The following is a 14,779-nucleotide window of genomic DNA, read 5'->3' on the forward strand; positions in this document are numbered from 1 at the left end:
AGCGCGGGCCGTTCAGGACTGCTCGGCGGCCACCTTCCGCAGCCAGCGGCGCGTCTGGCGCCGGTTGGCCAGCAGCACCACATCGGCGCCGGAGCCGAACTCCTCGATCTTCGCCATCACCCGCGGCCGCATCTTGCGCCGGTACGTGGCGACGTACTTGATCACGCCCCAGTGGATGCGGTTGTGCACCCCGTTGCCCTTGTGCCCGGCCCCGTGTCGGATCTGCCGGGAGAAGATCCCGTACAGCGCCGCCACGGTCGACACGTCCATCAAGACCACCGTGTCGCAGGCCTCGAGCCGCACCTGCATCGTCGAGTTGTAGTTGCCGTCGATCACCCACCGCGGCTGCGCGACCAGCTCGCGCTGCACGTCGGTGAACTTGTCCATGGCCAGCGCGTTCCACTCGTCGTCGTAGAACGCGGCGTCCAGGTGCGTCACCGGGGCGCCGAGGATCGTGCCCAGTTCGCGGGCCACGTGGGATTTGCCGCTGCCTGCGCAGCCGACGATGGCGACCTTCTTCATGGTGCTCCAGCGTAGAGAGGTTCGGGCGTCCGGCGGACCCACCTGCCGGGACGCGATCGGATGATCCAGATGCCTTGGCCTGTCGAGCGGTCTGCATCAGGCAGCTCCCCGCTCGGTCGCAGAAGTCCCGGCGAGCGCGTGCAGGGCCGATTCCATGGTGTCGACCTGCCTGCTCAGGCCGAACAGGTGCAGGCGGTCCACACACGCGGCGATCAGGTCGGCGTGCTGCTGGGTGCCGGCGATCTCGCGGAGGTAGGAGAGGCGTTCCAGTACGTCTCGACCGGAGCGCACGACCAGCTCCTGCGGAACGAAGCGGTCGGCGAAGCGGATGTCCGCCGGGGCCAGCGGCAGGCACCCGGCGAGCACGGCCTCGAAAATGCGCTGGGTCATCTGCCCGACGCGGGCATACCGCTCGGGCAGCATGAGCACCGTGGCCAGGGCCCGGCCGTAGACGCCTGCAGCGGCCTCGAACGGGATCCGGCCCACGAAGCGGACGTGCGGCCAGCGGTCGGTCTTCGTCCATTTTCCGGCGACCAGGTGATCGACGCGGGCGGCAGCCGGAGCGAAGAAGCGGTCGAAGGGTTCGTCGCGGTCGTACTGGTTGCCCACGTAGCCGAGCACGAGGTCCCGCCGCCGTGCCGCGAGGGCCACGGGGTCCGCCTGAGCGATGAGGTCCTTGGCAACGGGGAAGAGCAGGGAGCGCGCGCCGTGGGTCGGCGCGAGCGCGGCCTCGAAGACGAGGGTGTGGGCCGTACGTCGCCACACGCTCTCGGCCCGCAGGGTGCGGTCCTTGTCCCAGATCACGGTGGGCGTACGGTGCCGGACCGTGTAGTGGTTGATGAGCTGGGCCTGACGGTGCAGGTCGCAGGTGTGTCCCTCGCTCCCGCATACGGTGGTGTTGCGGCCGGTGATCGCCCAGCGCCATTCCAGGAACAGGACGTCGAGGCCCGGCAGGCTGTGATCGAAGGTGTACGCGCCACCGAGGTCGTCGCCGGCCTCGAGGCGGTCGCGGTCGGTCTGTAGGAAGACGATGTCGTGACCGCGGGCGAGGAGGGCGTCGATGAAGGGGCGGCGGTGGCTGCGGCCCCCGTCCGGGGTGTCGGTGACGCCGTTGCCGAGGAAGCCCCAGAAGCTATATCCGATCTTCACTTGGTGATCCACCGCCCTTCGAGGAGCAGGGCGTCGAGTCCGGAGTTGGCCAGGCAGTCCAGTGCCATCTCGGGTGTCCCGCAGATCGGCTTGCCCTTGATGTTGAGGGAGGTGTTGATCAGCACGGGTACGCCGGTCCTGCGGCCGAAGGCGGTCAGGACCGCGTGCATGAACGGGTTTTGCGACCGGGTCACGGTCTGCAGGCGCGAGGTGCCGTTCTCGTGCACGATTGCGGGCACGCGCTCGCGCGTCTGGTCGGTCACGCCGGAGGCCATGGACATGTACGGCGCCGGCTGGCCGAGCGTGAAGAACTCGTCAGCGCGCTCGCCCGGGACCATCGGGGCGAAGGGCCGAAATGGTTCGCGAAACTTCACGGTGGCGTTCAGGCGCTCCACGACGCCGGGTTCCAGCGGGGAGGCGAGGATCGAGCGGTTGCCCAGGGCGCGCGGCCCGGCTTCGACGGCGCCCTGGAACAGTCCGGCGATCGTGCCGTGGGCCAGTTGGTCGGCGAGGAACTCGGCGGTCTCGACGCCCAGGGTTTTCTGGCGGAGGCCGGGCCAGGGGGTCAGGTCGAGGGACTGGTCCTCGTAGGAGGGGCCGAGGTAGCAGGTGCGGGCGATGCCGGCGACCGGGCAAGGGTTGTGCCGGTCGACGTGCACGGCGAGGGCGGCTCCGATCGCGGTTCCGGCGTCACCCGGCGCCGGCGGCACGAACACCTCGTCGAAGATGCCGGACTCGATGATCTTCCCGATGCTCACACAGTTCGTGGCGACACCGCCTCCCACGCACAGGCGCCGGGAGCCAGTGAGCACACGGGTGCGGCGGGCGAGGTGCACCATCACCTGCTCGGTCCGCTCCTGGAGGGCAGCCGCCAGATCTCGGTGGACGTCCGTGAGCGGCTCGCTAGGGTGCCGCTCGGAGCATGTCTCGGCGACGAACCGCCGCGATGTCCTCGGGTATCCCGATGTGAGGGTGCGCGTGGGGAAGTAGCCGGGGTCGATGTGGAAGCCCGTAGCGGTCGTGCGGACAGCCCTCGCGAACAGGTGGCGGAAGCGGGAAGGGTCGCCGAGGGCGGCCAGCGCCATGACGGTGCCTTCCTCGTCGCCCCGTCGCCAGCCCAGGTGCTCGGTGACAGCGCCGTACACGTATCCCAGGGAGGCCGGGTCGTTGATCACTTCCAGTGTTCGGGCGCGGGGGTGATGAGTGCCCTGGCCGCGGGCGATGGTGGTGGTCTGCCGCTCGCCGAGGCTGTCGACCACGAGCACGGCGGCTTCCTGCCAGCCCGAGGCCGCGAAGGCGGTGAGCTGATGGGCGCGGTGGTGCAGGACCGGCGTGACATGGGCAGAGGGGAACTGGCTGCCGAGGACACCCAGCCGCCGCTGGGTGCGCACGGCCACCTTGGCGAACCCGTGGGCACGCGCCAGGCTCCGGTCGCGCGTCGTCGGCGAGAGCGCCATGCGCAGGGCGGCGGGCGACTCGGCGAGGTAGCGAGCGGGCTGGAAGTTGTAGGCGACGGCGTCCACGTCGGCGGCGCTCAGCTTGGCCTGGTCGAGCAGCCACCCGATGGCGTGGGCCGGGTAAAGCTTGGTGTGCTTCTGCTCGGAGAGGCGCTCCTCCTCGACGAAGCCGACGAGTTCACCGTCTACGAGAAGGGCGGCCGACGAGTCGTGGGTGTACGAGCACAGGCCGAGGACGACGGAAGGTGTGCGCTTCATGGCCGCGATCACCTTGCCTCGGCCGTTGTCGCGCGCCTGGCCGAGCGGCGCTTCAGCTCTCCGTACCAGGCGATGAGGGCCTGGCCGAGGGGTCCGTCGATCATGTCGGCTGCCCGCCATGCCCGTTCGTGCTTGCCGTCCTTCCACAGCCGGTAGCTGCGCAGCGTCTCGGCCATCGCGTCCCAGCCGGGGTGGCCGGTCGCGACGCGGGCCTCGACCTGGTCGAGCAGGCCGGTGAAGCCCGTCCAGGGCGTTCGCAAATCGGGCATGTGCGGGCTCGCCGAAAGCGAGGTCAGCGCGTCGGCCTGCTCCGCGTGTTCGTCGTAGATGTGCAGCGAGCCGACGTGCAGATGGAACTCGCCCAGTTCCTCGTCGAGCCACCCGGCGACCAGTTCGTGCAGCACGGTGTAGAAGAACACGTCGTACGGCATGCCGATCCACACGTCCTGGCCGCGCATCATGGTCGCCATGTGCAGGCGGCCGTCGCGCAGGTGGAACCGGAAGCCGAGGGTGCAAGGCACGTCCTTGTGGCCGGCGGCGTCCTGGGCCGGGTCGTAGAGCTGGATCAGGGCCCGCCGGGAGTCGGGGTCCTCCTTGAGGACCTCCACGACACGGGCCAGCTGGTCCACCTTGCCGGCCCAGTTCCGCATCCTGGGCCCGTACGCACCGAGGAGGACGCCGTCGTCGGCGTACTGCCGCAGCCGTTCGTTGTAGTCGAAGATCCACGAAGCGTCGGATCCGGACAGGTGCCAGACCGTCTCGGCGACCGCGAAGGCCGGGTTGACGATCCGGGCCGGCGGTGCGTAGAGCATGCGGGCGCGCGGCTGGGTGAGCAACAGGTGCACGTCACGGACTTCGCGGGTGGCCATGCCCCGGGGGCTGACCTTCTCGCCGGACTTCGCCAGCGTGACGGCGCCGGAGAACAGCTCGGCCATGCTGTCGGCGGTGAGGCGTGTCATCGGACGGATGCTCCTTCGTCCTGGGGCGACGCAGAGTCGCCCGCATCTTGGCGGATGGAACTGCGCGGCCCGGTGGCGGATGCGGCGCGATCGGTGATGAGGCGAGCGATCCGAGAGGCGCTGTCGCCGCGCCACCGGCACACCGTGTCCAGGGCCGTCTGCGGGATGGGCGTGAGCGGCTCGCGCAGTGCGGAAAGCGCTTCGGTGACGCCACCGGCGTCGTGGCACCGGGTTGCGAGACCTTGACCGGCCAGGTCCAGCGTGCGTTCACCCGGCGGGCCGATTTCGAGGACCGGGACCGCGAGCAGCGCGGCTTCGATCCCGCACGTCGAGTACGCGCTCGCCAGGGCGTCAGCGCCGGCGAGGCAGCCTCGCGCACCGACCCGGGGATCGGCCACGGCAACGAGCGGTCCGCCAGCCCGTTTCAAAAGAGAGGTGAAGGCATCGTCGCCCTGCGCCGGGTGTGGAGCGATGACGAGACCCCAGTCGCCCTCCGCCTTACCGAGTCCGTCCAGGAGAAGGTCCGCATGGGACTTGAGGTGATCGGGGCTGAACGGCTGGCAGGCCCACACCGCTATCCGGGCGGGCGCGCGGCGGCCATCCGTAGCCAGCAACTTCTCCAGGTACCGCCGCTGCGCCTCGCGGCCCAGGTCGGCAAGTGCGTCGAAGCGGGGCTGTCCGAGTACGTGTACCTCAGCGTCGGGGTGGCGCACCCACGCTCGTCCCAGAGCGAGGTCCCGTTCGCCCATGACGATGATGTCGCGGCTGTGCAGGGCCGGCCAGGCGGCCGATTCCGCCGTCCACGCCCCGTGCTGGACGTGGACCGAATTCGCGCCGTGTCGCTCGGCGGCGTGCGCGGCCAGCACGCCGAGAGGGCTGGTGTCGTTGCTCAGGAGGACGGTGTGCGGCCTGGTCGTCGACAGCATGTCGTCGAGCCAGCACTCCGCCCGCACCAGGGTCCGCCACGACGGCTGCGTGCAGCCCCCGCTGGTTTCCAGCAGCACGGACAAGAGCCGTACCAACCTCGCGAGTTGAACACCGTGGCCTGCAACGTGGACGACGTACTCGTCGTCGGGCAGGTGTAGGCCCTCGGCGGTGCCGGAGAGGGTGAAGAGGTCACTCGGCGCCGAGCGCAGTTCGATGCCTGTGACCGATCCCGCGGTGCACCGCTCTGCGGGATCGGTCGCGAGATCTAGCAGAAGACTCATCTGTCCGTCGCGCGCCAGTTCGGTGAGAACCGGCCTCAGCGTGGCAGCGTGGCGGGAGGTCCAGGACAGCGCCAGGACGTCCTGCCGTCCGAGGTCTGCGGGGAGTAGGCTCGGCTCCTTGTTCACCGTGCCTGTCCGGGCTTGGTTGCGTAGCTGGGCGGAGCGGGTCGGGTTGTGCGGTGCCGCAGCCCCGAGCAGGTACGCGATGCCGGACCAGGTCACGGTGTAGGCCAGGTACTCTCGCGAGCTGCTCGAACGCAGTCCCACGAGTCCCTCGTACGGGGCCAGAGCGAGGGGTCCCGGCGCCGAAGCGAACGGCTCCCAGGCGTTCAGCGCCAGGAGCTTGCGCACGATCTCGGCAACGAAGCGCCGCACGGGAACATGCTGGACGTGGAGCCAGCCGGCTCCGCCCGGAGTGGAGGCGAGCGAGGCGCCATAGCGGTCGAGGGAGGCCATGGCGCCTTCAACGCAGGCGCGCAGCTCCTGCCGGTCGACGGCCGTGGCTTCCAGCTCCGTGGTGTGGACGTGGTCGGTTCTCGCGTGCGCCAGGGCGCCGCTACCGACGAGAGCCCATGCCGGCTTCCCGGCGAAGGCGGAGGCGGAGCGGACCAGGCCCAGACCACCGGTCGTGCGGGGACTCACACCATGCTCCCCTCGACGAGCTGCTCGGCGGGGCGGAGAAGGCGCAGCAGTTCCTTGGGCGAGGCGACCGTCTCGGGTTCGGGGGCGGTGGGCTGCCCGTATCCCCACCCAGCGTGGATGTAGGCGACCCCTGCCCGTGCGGCCGATTCCTGATCGACCGCCATGTCCCCCACATACACGGCTGCGGCGGGATCAACTTCCAGATCGACCAGGGCGAGGAGGAGCGGGTCTGGGGCCGGCTTCGTCCGGCCCGCTCCCGCCGGGGTGCGGACGGTCGCGAAGGGACATCCGAGACGCGCGAGGAGAGGGGCCGCGCGGTCGACGTGCTTGGACGTCACCACACCCAGCCGCCAGCCGGCGGCCACGAAGGCGTGGAGCATCTCGACGATGCCGGTGAAGTCCTGCGCGAGATGCGCGGCGCCAACGGACTCCGCTTCGTACGTCCGGCGGACTGCCTCGGCGTCGGCCACGCCTAGTCGCTGCATGATGTCGCCGAATTCGCGCCCCAGGTGGCGCTCGTAGGCGTGGAACGGAAGGGTGACGCCATGCAGCTCTTGGACCCTCCGCCACGCCGTCCGCATCACCGGACGGGTGTCGAGCAGGACGCCGTCGAGGTCAAGGAGAAGAGCGTGCGACGTGTTGTCGCTCGGCGTGGGCGGAGCTGATGGCGATTCCGGCGCGGGAACGGTCATGGTCGTCCTTCTCGTCAGGGGTGGCTGTCGCGCTTCAGAGAGCCGAAGCCGTTTTGAGTTCGCACTCGGGGTCCTGATCCGGGCCGTCGGCCTCCGCGAAGGCCGCGTTCCAGTGCGACAGGGTCTCTACGCCGCGTCCGGCGGTCCGTCACTCGACGACGAGGGCGACCCGTTCTCCGAGGCCGGCAGGCGGGAGAGCCGTTGGAAACGAGAGAGGTCGAAGCCGCTCCCCTGCACCTCGCCGGCCGGAACAGCGAAGAGGTCGACCCCAACCTCGCTGGGCGGCCTCGGGACGGCCTCCTGGATGGAGAGGAGCGCTTCGCCCTGCGCACGGTGCGGCAGGAGCTGCGGCGCCCGGTCGGTGTGTCCCTCGAATGTCATGGTGAGCCCCCTGGTCAGGTGTATGTGAAGGTGATGGCGAGCACGGCACCCACGGTGGTGACGAGGAGGATCTGGGCGCTGATCTGCCTCCAGCCCCAGCCCTTCTTGTCCATCCAGCGCAGCGGACGCCTTCAAGTCGGGGCGCTGGGCTCCTCGGAGATCACGAGGTGCACCAAAGCCTGGTACCGCTCGCCCAGGTGCTTGATCACGGCGTGGTATTCGTCGTCATCGGAACTGATGTTGTGCCGGTCGAGGACGATCACGCCCTCCGCAAACCCGTCGCGGATCTGTCGCTCGACTTCCCTCCAGCCAGGGCGCTGCCAAGGGGGCGTGTAGACGCTCCGGCCCGTACGGGAGCCAGGGAAGTACGTCGCGGGCACGGGGACCGCAACGTCGTGGAGCCGTGCGCCTATCGCGTAACCGTGCTGCTCGGCCTCGGCCTGTAGGGTGCCCCAGTCCTCGTCCGGGTGGGCGCCCGGGCTCGGCACCAGGCTGTACGCCAGCAAGCGCAGCGGCTGGTCGGCGTTCCGACGAGTCCGCGTGCCGACGACCTCGCGATAGAAGTGCTGGCGGATCTTGTGAAGCTGGCCGTGGTGGGACTGGCGCTTCGAGCGGTGTGGGGCGCGGGGCCGCCTCGGGCGGCCCTTAGTGGCAACCAGCCAGTCGCCGTCCGCCTGCGTCTCCCGATCCAGGCCGCGGGCAGCCACGGGGCTCAACACGTCGGGGCCGAGCTTGGGGGCGTCGTGCGACGACATGGGGATGCCTCCGTAAGAGTGGGAATCACCGCATATGTGGTCCGGCCGCCGTCCGCCACGCCCCACCGAAGCGACACACGAGCGACGAGATGCAGCCCTCGTCCACCGTGGTCGTCGGCACCTGTGCGTCGTCGCCTGGCCGGGACGATGCTGTAGTCGGTGACCGAGATACGCAGCTCGTGGTTGTCGTGCCGCAGTCGCAGCCGGACGTCCCCAGAGCCGTGGGTGATCGCGTTGGTCACCAACTCCGAGACAACGAGCCGGGCGTCTTCTGCCGGGGCGTCCGGCAACGACCACTGCCTCAGCACGGTGGTCGTGGTTCGTCTGGCTTGAGCAACGTGAACACCCGCCGGCTCCATGACCATCTCGAAGACACGAGACGTCAGCGGGCACGCAGCAGGCGTGGGGCCGGCGGTGGTCCCGGCGTCATCACTCCTGGATCGGGGTGGCGTTGCTGCCCGGTGCGTGGTCATGTGCCCATCGCACCGCGCCTCCGTGATCCGGAACAGGGGAAACCCGAGGGGGAAAACCTTTGTCAAGGGGGGAAAATCAGAGGGAAGTTGGGGCCAGGATTGGATGACCCCCACCGATAGAGGTCAGACTCATGGCAGTAGATCCGTTTGCCGAGCTGCTCCGTCGCCTGCGGCTTGACGCGAACCGGACGCAGGACGAGCAGGCACATGCGATCAACGCCGCCTCCGGCCGGGCAACGATGACTCGCCGAGAGGTCGGTCGGTACGAAAGAGGTGACAATGTCCCCACGGACCACACACTGGGGAACATCGCTTTGGCCTGCGGCGTCCCGCTGGATCCGCTGCTGCGCGAGGCGAAAGCCGCCCGAGCCAGGCGGCGGGAGAAGCACAGGGCTGAAGGGGAGGATCTGGACGACGTGAAGCGCCGAACGCTGCTGGGAGGCGCCGTCGTCGGCGCAGCTACGGCCGCTGAGCCGTGGGGCCGACTCGCCTACGCACTCAGCAGGGGTGCCAAGATCGACCCTGAGTCGGCGGGCGTCCTCATTGATCATGCGGCCCGGTTGCATGTGGACGAACTGAGTGAAAGCGCACGCAGTCTGCAGGCTCGGGTCGAGTCACACCTGGACGCAATCACCGCGGCCCTCCCCCGTGCCGGCACCCATGAGCGAGCACTGACCATCGCGGCGGGAGAAACCGCAGCTCTTGCCGGGTGGGTTGCCTGGGATCTTGGGGAGCACGACAAGGCAGCCGCCTATTACGGGGTGACCTCGGAGTGCGCGAAGAAGGCCGGGCACCCCCCTCTGCGCGCCCTGGCACTGGGCTACGCGAGCTACGGCGCCCCCAGCCCTGCGAAGGCGCTGGAGATGCTGTCACAGGCAGCTCAGGATGTGCGCGGGCGTGGCAACGCAACCGCTGCAGCGTGGGCCCTGGGGCGGTACGCGGAGGAAGCGGCCCAGTCAGGGGATGACGCCGGCGCTCTCCGAGCCCTGGAGCAGGCGATATTCGCTTACGACTTCGCCGACCACAGGAGTGAGCAGGCGTGGGTCCGTTTCGTGACGCCGTACCGGATGGACTCACTGGCGCTCTCGGTATACGGCGAACTCAAGCGCCAAGAGCTGACGGCCACAGCCGACTCCGCGGTCGAGCGCCTCGGTGAAGAACTGCCCGACTCCGGAGTGGTGGTCCTCGGGGACCTGGCGTCGGCACTTCTACGGGGCGGCGACGTAGACCGCGGAGCCTACGTCGCGCACCAGTTCGCAGCAGCAGCGGAGTCCAAGCCCAACACCATGGGACGTCAGCGGGCGCAGGCCATCGCTGCCGGGCTCCCTGACACGGAGCACGATCTGGCCGGCCACCTGCTGACATTCGCGTCGTCGTGAACCGCAGCAGTGTGGGGCTCGCTTGACGGCGAGGCATTGGGTGGCGCGCCCTACTGCGGGCGCGTCTCGTCGACCACCCAGGTCAGGTACGCCTCCGACCCTCCGGTCACGGGCAGCGTGACCCACTGGGGGACGTCATACGGGTGTTGCTCGTGCAGCCACGCCTCCAGTGCGGGGAGGCGGTCAGACGACGTCATGTACGAGATGCGCCACTCCTGAGCCGCTTCGACCTTCCCCTTCCACCAGTAGAAGGCGGTGATGGGCGCATCGATGTGAACGCCCGCCGCCAGTTTGCTCTCAACCGCGCCTCGGGCGAGAGCCTTCGCCTGACCTTCGTCGTCACTGGTCGTCTGCGCGATCACGATCTCGTGGTCCATGCGGCTACCTCTCCAGCTCGGGTACGGCGACCCTATCCAGACGTCCGAGGCAGACCGGCGGTGGTAGTCGCCGGGAGAGCTGGGCGAAATCATCGTCCGCACCGGTCATCTCTACAGCGCTCCGTGATCGCGTGAGAGGAGCGCCGTTTTGGCATGACGGTGAAGGTGCGCTCGCCCAACGGCTTCGTGTGCTGCGTAGGCCTGAACCGGTCCCTCGCGGAGGAGTAGTGATGGCCACCACGGTCCCCGACACAGCCGAGGTGGAACTCGCCATCGGCGGCATGACCTGCGCCTCGTGCGCCGCCCGGATCGAGAAGAAGCTCAACCGGATGGACGGGGTCACCGCGACCGTCAACTACGCCACGGAGAAGGCCTCGTCGTCGGCAAATCCCTGCGACTGCGAGGCTTCAAGGCCGCGAGCTGAGCACACCGCCGAAGAGGGTGGGGCGGGCCTGACGGCCCGCACCACGTCCCGCACGAGGTGCCGGATGATGGCCTGGCCGCCAACTGAGCGATGCCCTTCACTGCCATACGAACTTCCATACCCCCGTCCCGTATACTCAGTCGCCGTGGCAGCCGTCCTTGGTCATCGGGGCAGGGTCTGTGTGACGCGCCAAAGACGGCGGGGCAAGCCGCCCTCGTCGAAGGCGTGGACCTCGTCCAGCACCCAGCCGTCGGCGAGAGCGTCGACCAGATCGCGGTCGAAGAAGTGCACGGCGAAGCCGCTGTGCTCGAAAATGTCGTCGCCGTGCGCGGTGCCGTCGCCGTAGTGGGCGTCGCCGGCGTGCCGGACGGTGTAGACGAAGGCTCCGCCCGGTCGCAGGACGCGGCGGATCTCGCCGACCAAGGCGTGGATCTCCTTGGTGGACAGCGCCATGCACAGCAGCATGTGCGCGAAGACGGCGTCCATGGAGGCGTCCGGCAGGGACAGTGGATCGCGGACATCGTGCACGGCGGTGGCGACCCGCTCGGCGACGCCCTGCGCTCGAGCCGACTCGTGCAGCTGCTCAAGGCCGGCGGCGGAGAAGTCGGCGGCCTGGACCGTGAACCCTTCGCGAGCGAAGTACAGGGCATCGCGGCCGTGCCCGGCGCCGAGTTCCAGCACGTCCCTGGCTCCGGCCGTACGGAACACCGAGGCGGCGTGGACGGCCGGGTTGGAGGCCTGCTCGCCGTACATGCCGGGGTGGGCGGTGTAGGTGCTCTGCCAGTGCCGTCGTTGCGCGTCCGCCAGTTCCTGTTCGCTACTCGCCATGGTGCTCCGCTCCCCTCATCCGGCGCCGGTGTCGTAACACCCCGCTCAGCTTAGGGAGTGCCGGTCAGGGCCTGGCGCAGCTGGTCGGTGGTGGGGAGACCGGCCGGCCCGGCCGGGGTGCAGTACACCCGGCAGGTCAGGCCGGCCGGGCGGTCGGGTTCGGCGAAGGGGTCTCGGCCGTCGATGAGGATGCTCGGGGATCCGGTGAAGCCGGTCCGCTCGGCCTCCGCCTGGTCTGCGACGGTCCGGATCGTGAACGTCGTGTCGTACAGCCCGAGGTCGTCGAGCACGGCCCTGAGCCGCTCGGCGGCGGGAGTCTCATGGGGGCAGTCGGGCACGACCGCGATCTCAATCTCCATGACTCCAGGGTCACGCGTCCCGCCGCAGCCCCGCAACGCTTGGCCCGGGGCTCTCCCCCGCCAGGGCTGGGACACGATGTGTGGCCGCTCCGCGGCCCGCCAACGGGCTGCGGCCTGACCCGGGCAGCGCGCGGTGGCCATCGTATAGCCCATAGATAGTTCAGACTTCTGTGAATTCAAGAATATGTGTATCGTCGAGCGCATGCTGACCCTCGCGACCGACCTCGACGCCCTGACCCGCTTCGGCAGGGCACTGGCCGACCCGATCCGCTGTCGCCTGCTGCTCGCGCTGCGCGAGGCGCCGGCCTATCCCTCCGACCTCGCCGAGGCCCTCGGCATCTCCCGCACCCGGCTGTCCAACCAGTTGGCCTGCCTGCGCGACTGTGGCCTTGTCGTCGCCGTTCCCGAAGGCCGCCGCAGCCGCTACGAACTCGCCGACCCCCGCCTCGGCCACGCACTGGACGACCTGCGCACCGCCGTGCTCGCCGTGGAGAGCGACCGCACGTGCCCGGACGCCGACGACGAGGGCTGCTGCTGATGACCGCGATAGCCCTCGGCCCCTCCCCGGCCCGCCGCGACGCCCTCGCCAGGCGCATACGCCTGCTGGTCGCCGCCACGATCACCTACAACGTCATCGAGGCGATCGTCGCCATCACCGCAGGCACCCTCGCCTCCTCCACCGCCCTGATCGGCTTCGGCCTCGACTCCGTCATCGAGGTCTCCTCCGCAGCGGCGGTCGCCTGGCAGTTCTCCGCCCGCGACCACACCGTCCGGGAGGCCCGCGAGCAGCGCACCCTGCGGATCATCGCCATCTCCTTCTTCGCGCTCGCCGCCTACGTCGCCATCGACGCCGTCCGCGCCCTGCTCGGCACGGGCGAGGCCGAACGCTCCATCCCCGGCATCGTCATCGCCGCGCTCTCCCTCGCGATCATGCCGTTCCTGTCGGCCGCCCAGCGCAAGGCCGGCCGCGAACTCGGCTCCGCCTCCGCGGTCGCCGACTCCAAGCAGACGCTCCTGTGCACATACCTGTCGGCCGTCCTCCTGGTCGGTCTCGTCCTCAACGCCACCCTCGGCTGGTCCTGGGCCGATCCGATCGCCGCCCTCGTCATCGCCGCCATCGCCGTCAAGGAGGGCCGCGACGCCTGGCAGGGCAAGGGCTGCTGCGCGCCGTCCGCGAGCCTGTCGGCCCCGGCCGCTGACGCCGAGGCCGATGCCTGCGGCTGCCGCCCCGGCTGCGACTGCTGCAACTGACCGCCCACGAGCGGCGAGCGGGAGTACAGGACGGGACCGTTTCGCACCGGCATCGTCAGTGCGAAACGGTCCCGTCGGCTGCTACGGCACACCCAGCAGTCCATGGGGCAGGCGTTGACGGATTCGCTGCCGGCGACCGCTGAGGGCTGCTCGGTGCCGGGCGCCGGGCGGCCGCGCATCAGCACGGCCGTCAGCAGGCCACCCGCGGCGGCGATGGCCGCGGCGCCGATGAAGGCGGAGCTGAAGCCGTCGGTCAGCGCGGGCAGGTTGCCGATCTGATCCGCTCCCTGGGAGGTGGCCAGGGCGGTCAGTGCGGCGAGTCCGAGCGCCGAACCGACCTGGTACGTGGTGTTGACGATGCCGGAGGCCAGGCCGGCCTGCTCCTGCGGTACCCCCGAGATCGCCGACATCATGGCGGGGATGTAGGCCAGTGACATGCCGGTCGCGGCGACCAGTGAGGCCGGCAGGACATCGACGACGAAGGTGCCGGTCGGCTCGACCGCCGCCAGCCAGACCAGGCCCGCCGCCAGGACGAACAGGCCGCCCGAGATCAGCGGCTTGGCGCCGAAGCGGCCCAGCAGGCGGGCGGTGATGAGGGTCATGAAGAGCATGAGCAGGCCGGTCATCGGCAGCAGGGCGGCGCCGCTGGCGAAGGCGCCGTAGCCCAGGACCTGCTGCAGGTAGAGGTTGAGGAAGTACCACATGGGGATCCAGGCGGCGCCCAGCAGCGTCATCGCCAGGTTGGAGACGCCCAAGCCCGGTGTGCGCCACACCTGCAGCGGCATCAGCGGCGCTTCGACCGACTTCTGCACGACGAGGAACAGGGTCAGCAGTACGGCGGCGCCGAGGAGTTCCAGCACCGTCTGGGTGGCGCCCCAGCCGACCTCGGGTGCCCGGACCACGGCGAACACCGCGAGCGCCAGGCCGGCGGTGACGGACGCGGCGCCGAGGACGTCGACCGAGCCGCGGCTGCGCGCTACGGCGGGCAGGAGCCCGGTGGCGGCCAGCGTCGTGATGCCGATGGGGACGTAGATGATGAAGACCCAGGGCCAGCTCGCCCACTCGGTGAACACGCCACCCAGGAAGACCCCCGCGGTGCCTCCGGCGGGGGCGGCGGCGCCGTAGAGGGCCAGCGCCTTGCCGAGTTCCTTCGGGTTGTGGCCGAAGAGCATCATCAGCAGCGTCATGGAAGCGGGTGCGCTCAGCGCTCCGCCCACGCCCTGCACGGCGCGGCCCACGACCTCCACCCAGGCGGTGTTCGCGGCGGCCGCGACGACGGAGCCGGCGATCAGCACGACCCATCCGCCCGCGAACACCCGTCGCGCTCCCAGCAGGTCCGACAGCCGACCGCCGAAGGCGATGACGTAGGCGTTGAAGACCCACTGCAGGTCGCCCTGGGAGAAGCCCAGGTCGCGCTGCATCTCCGGCAGGGCCACCCCGATGATCGAGGTGTCCATGATGACCATGAACTGTGCGGTGGCCAGCACGACAAGTGCCCACCAGCGCCGTGGATTGACGGTTGACATCGCTCGTTCCCTCTCGAGGAGTAGATACCCCCAGGGGGTATCTCTGTCATGCGGCAGAACGATATACCCCCAGGGGGTATTCCGGAAGAAGGAAGTGAGTAGTGGTTGCGCACACCGAGCGTGCCCACCCGTTCGCGGG

Annotated in this window: 15 protein-coding genes and 2 pseudogenes; 4 read left to right on the plus strand and 13 right to left on the minus strand. The window is 69.7% G+C overall.

What is annotated here, in order from left to right; all coding sequences use genetic code 11:
* Window positions 1-12: 12 nt before the first annotated feature.
* The 9 genes from KUM40_RS39185 to KUM40_RS39225 all read right to left on the minus strand — a co-directional run bounded on the left by KUM40_RS39185 (window position 13) and on the right by KUM40_RS39225 (window position 8,496).
* Window positions 13-522: a topology modulation protein gene (locus KUM40_RS39185; protein WP_217171153.1), complete on the minus strand. Its 510-nt coding sequence runs from the start codon at window positions 520-522 to the stop codon at window positions 13-15.
* Between the two features lie 96 nt (window positions 523-618).
* On the minus strand, window positions 619-1,671 hold the full coding sequence (locus KUM40_RS39190) for a hypothetical protein (RefSeq protein ID WP_281907710.1): 1,053 nt from the start codon (window positions 1,669-1,671) through the stop codon (window positions 619-621).
* On the minus strand, window positions 1,668-3,386 hold the full coding sequence (locus KUM40_RS39195; RefSeq protein ID WP_217171155.1) for a carbamoyltransferase C-terminal domain-containing protein: 1,719 nt from the start codon (window positions 3,384-3,386) through the stop codon (window positions 1,668-1,670). Before KUM40_RS39195 ends, KUM40_RS39190 begins: the two co-directional genes overlap by 4 nt.
* 8 nt (window positions 3,387-3,394) lie before the next feature.
* Window positions 3,395-4,345 (minus strand): thymidylate synthase, encoded by a 951-nt coding sequence (locus KUM40_RS39200; protein ID WP_217171156.1) that lies wholly within the window; start codon window positions 4,343-4,345, stop codon window positions 3,395-3,397.
* On the minus strand, window positions 4,342-6,009 hold the full coding sequence (locus KUM40_RS39205) for a hypothetical protein (RefSeq protein WP_254396331.1): 1,668 nt from the start codon (window positions 6,007-6,009) through the stop codon (window positions 4,342-4,344). The genes KUM40_RS39200 and KUM40_RS39205 overlap by 4 nt, the downstream gene beginning before the upstream one ends.
* Before the next feature lie 182 nt (window positions 6,010-6,191).
* Window positions 6,192-6,887, minus strand: a complete 696-nt coding sequence (locus tag KUM40_RS39210) for an HAD family hydrolase (RefSeq protein WP_217171158.1) — start codon at window positions 6,885-6,887, stop codon at window positions 6,192-6,194.
* Between the two features lie 126 nt (window positions 6,888-7,013).
* A complete protein-coding gene (locus KUM40_RS39215; protein WP_217171159.1) occupies window positions 7,014-7,268 on the minus strand; it encodes a hypothetical protein in 255 nt (84 codons plus the stop codon).
* 131 nt (window positions 7,269-7,399) lie between these two features.
* Complete coding sequence (locus tag KUM40_RS39220) at window positions 7,400-8,023, minus strand: hypothetical protein (protein WP_217171160.1); 624 nt, start codon at window positions 8,021-8,023, stop codon at window positions 7,400-7,402.
* Complete coding sequence (locus KUM40_RS39225; RefSeq protein WP_217171161.1) at window positions 7,981-8,496, minus strand: ATP-binding protein; 516 nt, start codon at window positions 8,494-8,496, stop codon at window positions 7,981-7,983. The genes KUM40_RS39220 and KUM40_RS39225 overlap by 43 nt, the downstream gene beginning before the upstream one ends.
* A 131-nt stretch (window positions 8,497-8,627) precedes the next feature.
* Here KUM40_RS39225 and KUM40_RS39230 point away from each other — a divergent pair, with 131 nt between their 5' ends.
* Entirely contained in the window at window positions 8,628-9,875 is a 1,248-nt protein-coding gene (locus KUM40_RS39230) for a helix-turn-helix domain-containing protein (RefSeq protein WP_217171162.1), read from the plus strand.
* Window positions 9,876-9,925: 50 nt separating this feature from the next.
* Here the strand turns inward: KUM40_RS39230 and cutA are convergent, their stop codons facing one another.
* Window positions 9,926-10,252 carry a divalent-cation tolerance protein CutA gene (cutA, locus tag KUM40_RS39235; protein ID WP_217171163.1) on the minus strand — a complete coding sequence of 109 codons (327 nt, stop codon included), beginning with the start codon at window positions 10,250-10,252 and terminating at the stop codon, window positions 9,926-9,928.
* Window positions 10,253-10,482: 230 nt separating this feature from the next.
* On the opposite strand from cutA, the pseudogene KUM40_RS39240 reads away from it, so the two are divergent.
* A pseudogene (locus KUM40_RS39240) lies at window positions 10,483-10,626 on the plus strand (cation transporter); the annotation flags it as partial.
* 212 nt (window positions 10,627-10,838) lie between these two features.
* On the opposite strand, the gene KUM40_RS39245 reads toward KUM40_RS39240, so the two are convergent.
* On the minus strand, window positions 10,839-11,504 hold the full coding sequence (locus tag KUM40_RS39245; RefSeq protein ID WP_217171164.1) for a class I SAM-dependent methyltransferase: 666 nt from the start codon (window positions 11,502-11,504) through the stop codon (window positions 10,839-10,841).
* A gap of 50 nt (window positions 11,505-11,554) precedes the next feature.
* A complete protein-coding gene (locus tag KUM40_RS39250; RefSeq protein WP_217171165.1) occupies window positions 11,555-11,863 on the minus strand; it encodes a hypothetical protein in 309 nt (102 codons plus the stop codon).
* 202 nt (window positions 11,864-12,065) lie between these two features.
* On the opposite strand from KUM40_RS39250, the gene KUM40_RS39255 reads away from it, so the two are divergent.
* Window positions 12,066-12,401, plus strand: coding sequence for a helix-turn-helix transcriptional regulator (locus KUM40_RS39255; protein ID WP_217171166.1), 336 nt, complete (start codon window positions 12,066-12,068; stop codon window positions 12,399-12,401).
* Window positions 12,401-13,114, plus strand: a complete 714-nt coding sequence (locus KUM40_RS39260) for a cation transporter (protein ID WP_217171167.1) — start codon at window positions 12,401-12,403, stop codon at window positions 13,112-13,114. Before KUM40_RS39255 ends, KUM40_RS39260 begins: the two co-directional genes overlap by 1 nt.
* A gap of 125 nt (window positions 13,115-13,239) precedes the next feature.
* Here KUM40_RS39260 and KUM40_RS39265 read toward each other — a convergent pair.
* Window positions 13,240-14,640 (minus strand): annotated as a pseudogene (locus tag KUM40_RS39265) (MFS transporter); the annotation flags it as partial.
* Window positions 14,641-14,779: the final 139 nt, after the last annotated feature.

Source organism: Streptomyces sp. AC512_CC834 (assembly GCF_019049325.1).
Classification (GTDB): Bacteria; Actinomycetota; Actinomycetes; order Streptomycetales; family Streptomycetaceae; genus Streptomyces.

Excerpts from the sequence above, each read along its gene's own strand:
- KUM40_RS39185 (WP_217171153.1), bottom strand. The coding sequence starts at position 522 with ATGAAGAAGGTCGCCATCGTCGGCTGCGCAGGCAGCGGCAAATCCCAC.
- KUM40_RS39195 (WP_217171155.1), bottom strand. The coding sequence starts at position 3,386 with ATGAAGCGCACACCTTCCGTCGTCCTCGGCCTGTGCTCGTACACCCAC.
- KUM40_RS39200 (WP_217171156.1), bottom strand. The coding sequence starts at position 4,345 with ATGACACGCCTCACCGCCGACAGCATGGCCGAGCTGTTCTCCGGCGCC.
- KUM40_RS39205 (WP_254396331.1), bottom strand. The coding sequence starts at position 6,009 with ATGGCCTCCCTCGACCGCTATGGCGCCTCGCTCGCCTCCACTCCGGGC.
- KUM40_RS39210 (WP_217171158.1), bottom strand. The coding sequence starts at position 6,887 with ATGACCGTTCCCGCGCCGGAATCGCCATCAGCTCCGCCCACGCCGAGC.
- KUM40_RS39215 (WP_217171159.1), bottom strand. The coding sequence starts at position 7,268 with ATGACATTCGAGGGACACACCGACCGGGCGCCGCAGCTCCTGCCGCAC.
- KUM40_RS39220 (WP_217171160.1), bottom strand. The coding sequence starts at position 8,023 with ATGTCGTCGCACGACGCCCCCAAGCTCGGCCCCGACGTGTTGAGCCCC.
- KUM40_RS39225 (WP_217171161.1), bottom strand. The coding sequence starts at position 8,496 with ATGACCACGCACCGGGCAGCAACGCCACCCCGATCCAGGAGTGATGAC.
- KUM40_RS39230 (WP_217171162.1), top strand. The coding sequence starts at position 8,628 with ATGGCAGTAGATCCGTTTGCCGAGCTGCTCCGTCGCCTGCGGCTTGAC.
- cutA (WP_217171163.1), bottom strand. The coding sequence starts at position 10,252 with ATGGACCACGAGATCGTGATCGCGCAGACGACCAGTGACGACGAAGGT.
- KUM40_RS39245 (WP_217171164.1), bottom strand. The coding sequence starts at position 11,504 with ATGGCGAGTAGCGAACAGGAACTGGCGGACGCGCAACGACGGCACTGG.
- KUM40_RS39250 (WP_217171165.1), bottom strand. The coding sequence starts at position 11,863 with ATGGAGATTGAGATCGCGGTCGTGCCCGACTGCCCCCATGAGACTCCC.
- KUM40_RS39255 (WP_217171166.1), top strand. The coding sequence starts at position 12,066 with ATGCTGACCCTCGCGACCGACCTCGACGCCCTGACCCGCTTCGGCAGG.
- KUM40_RS39260 (WP_217171167.1), top strand. The coding sequence starts at position 12,401 with ATGACCGCGATAGCCCTCGGCCCCTCCCCGGCCCGCCGCGACGCCCTC.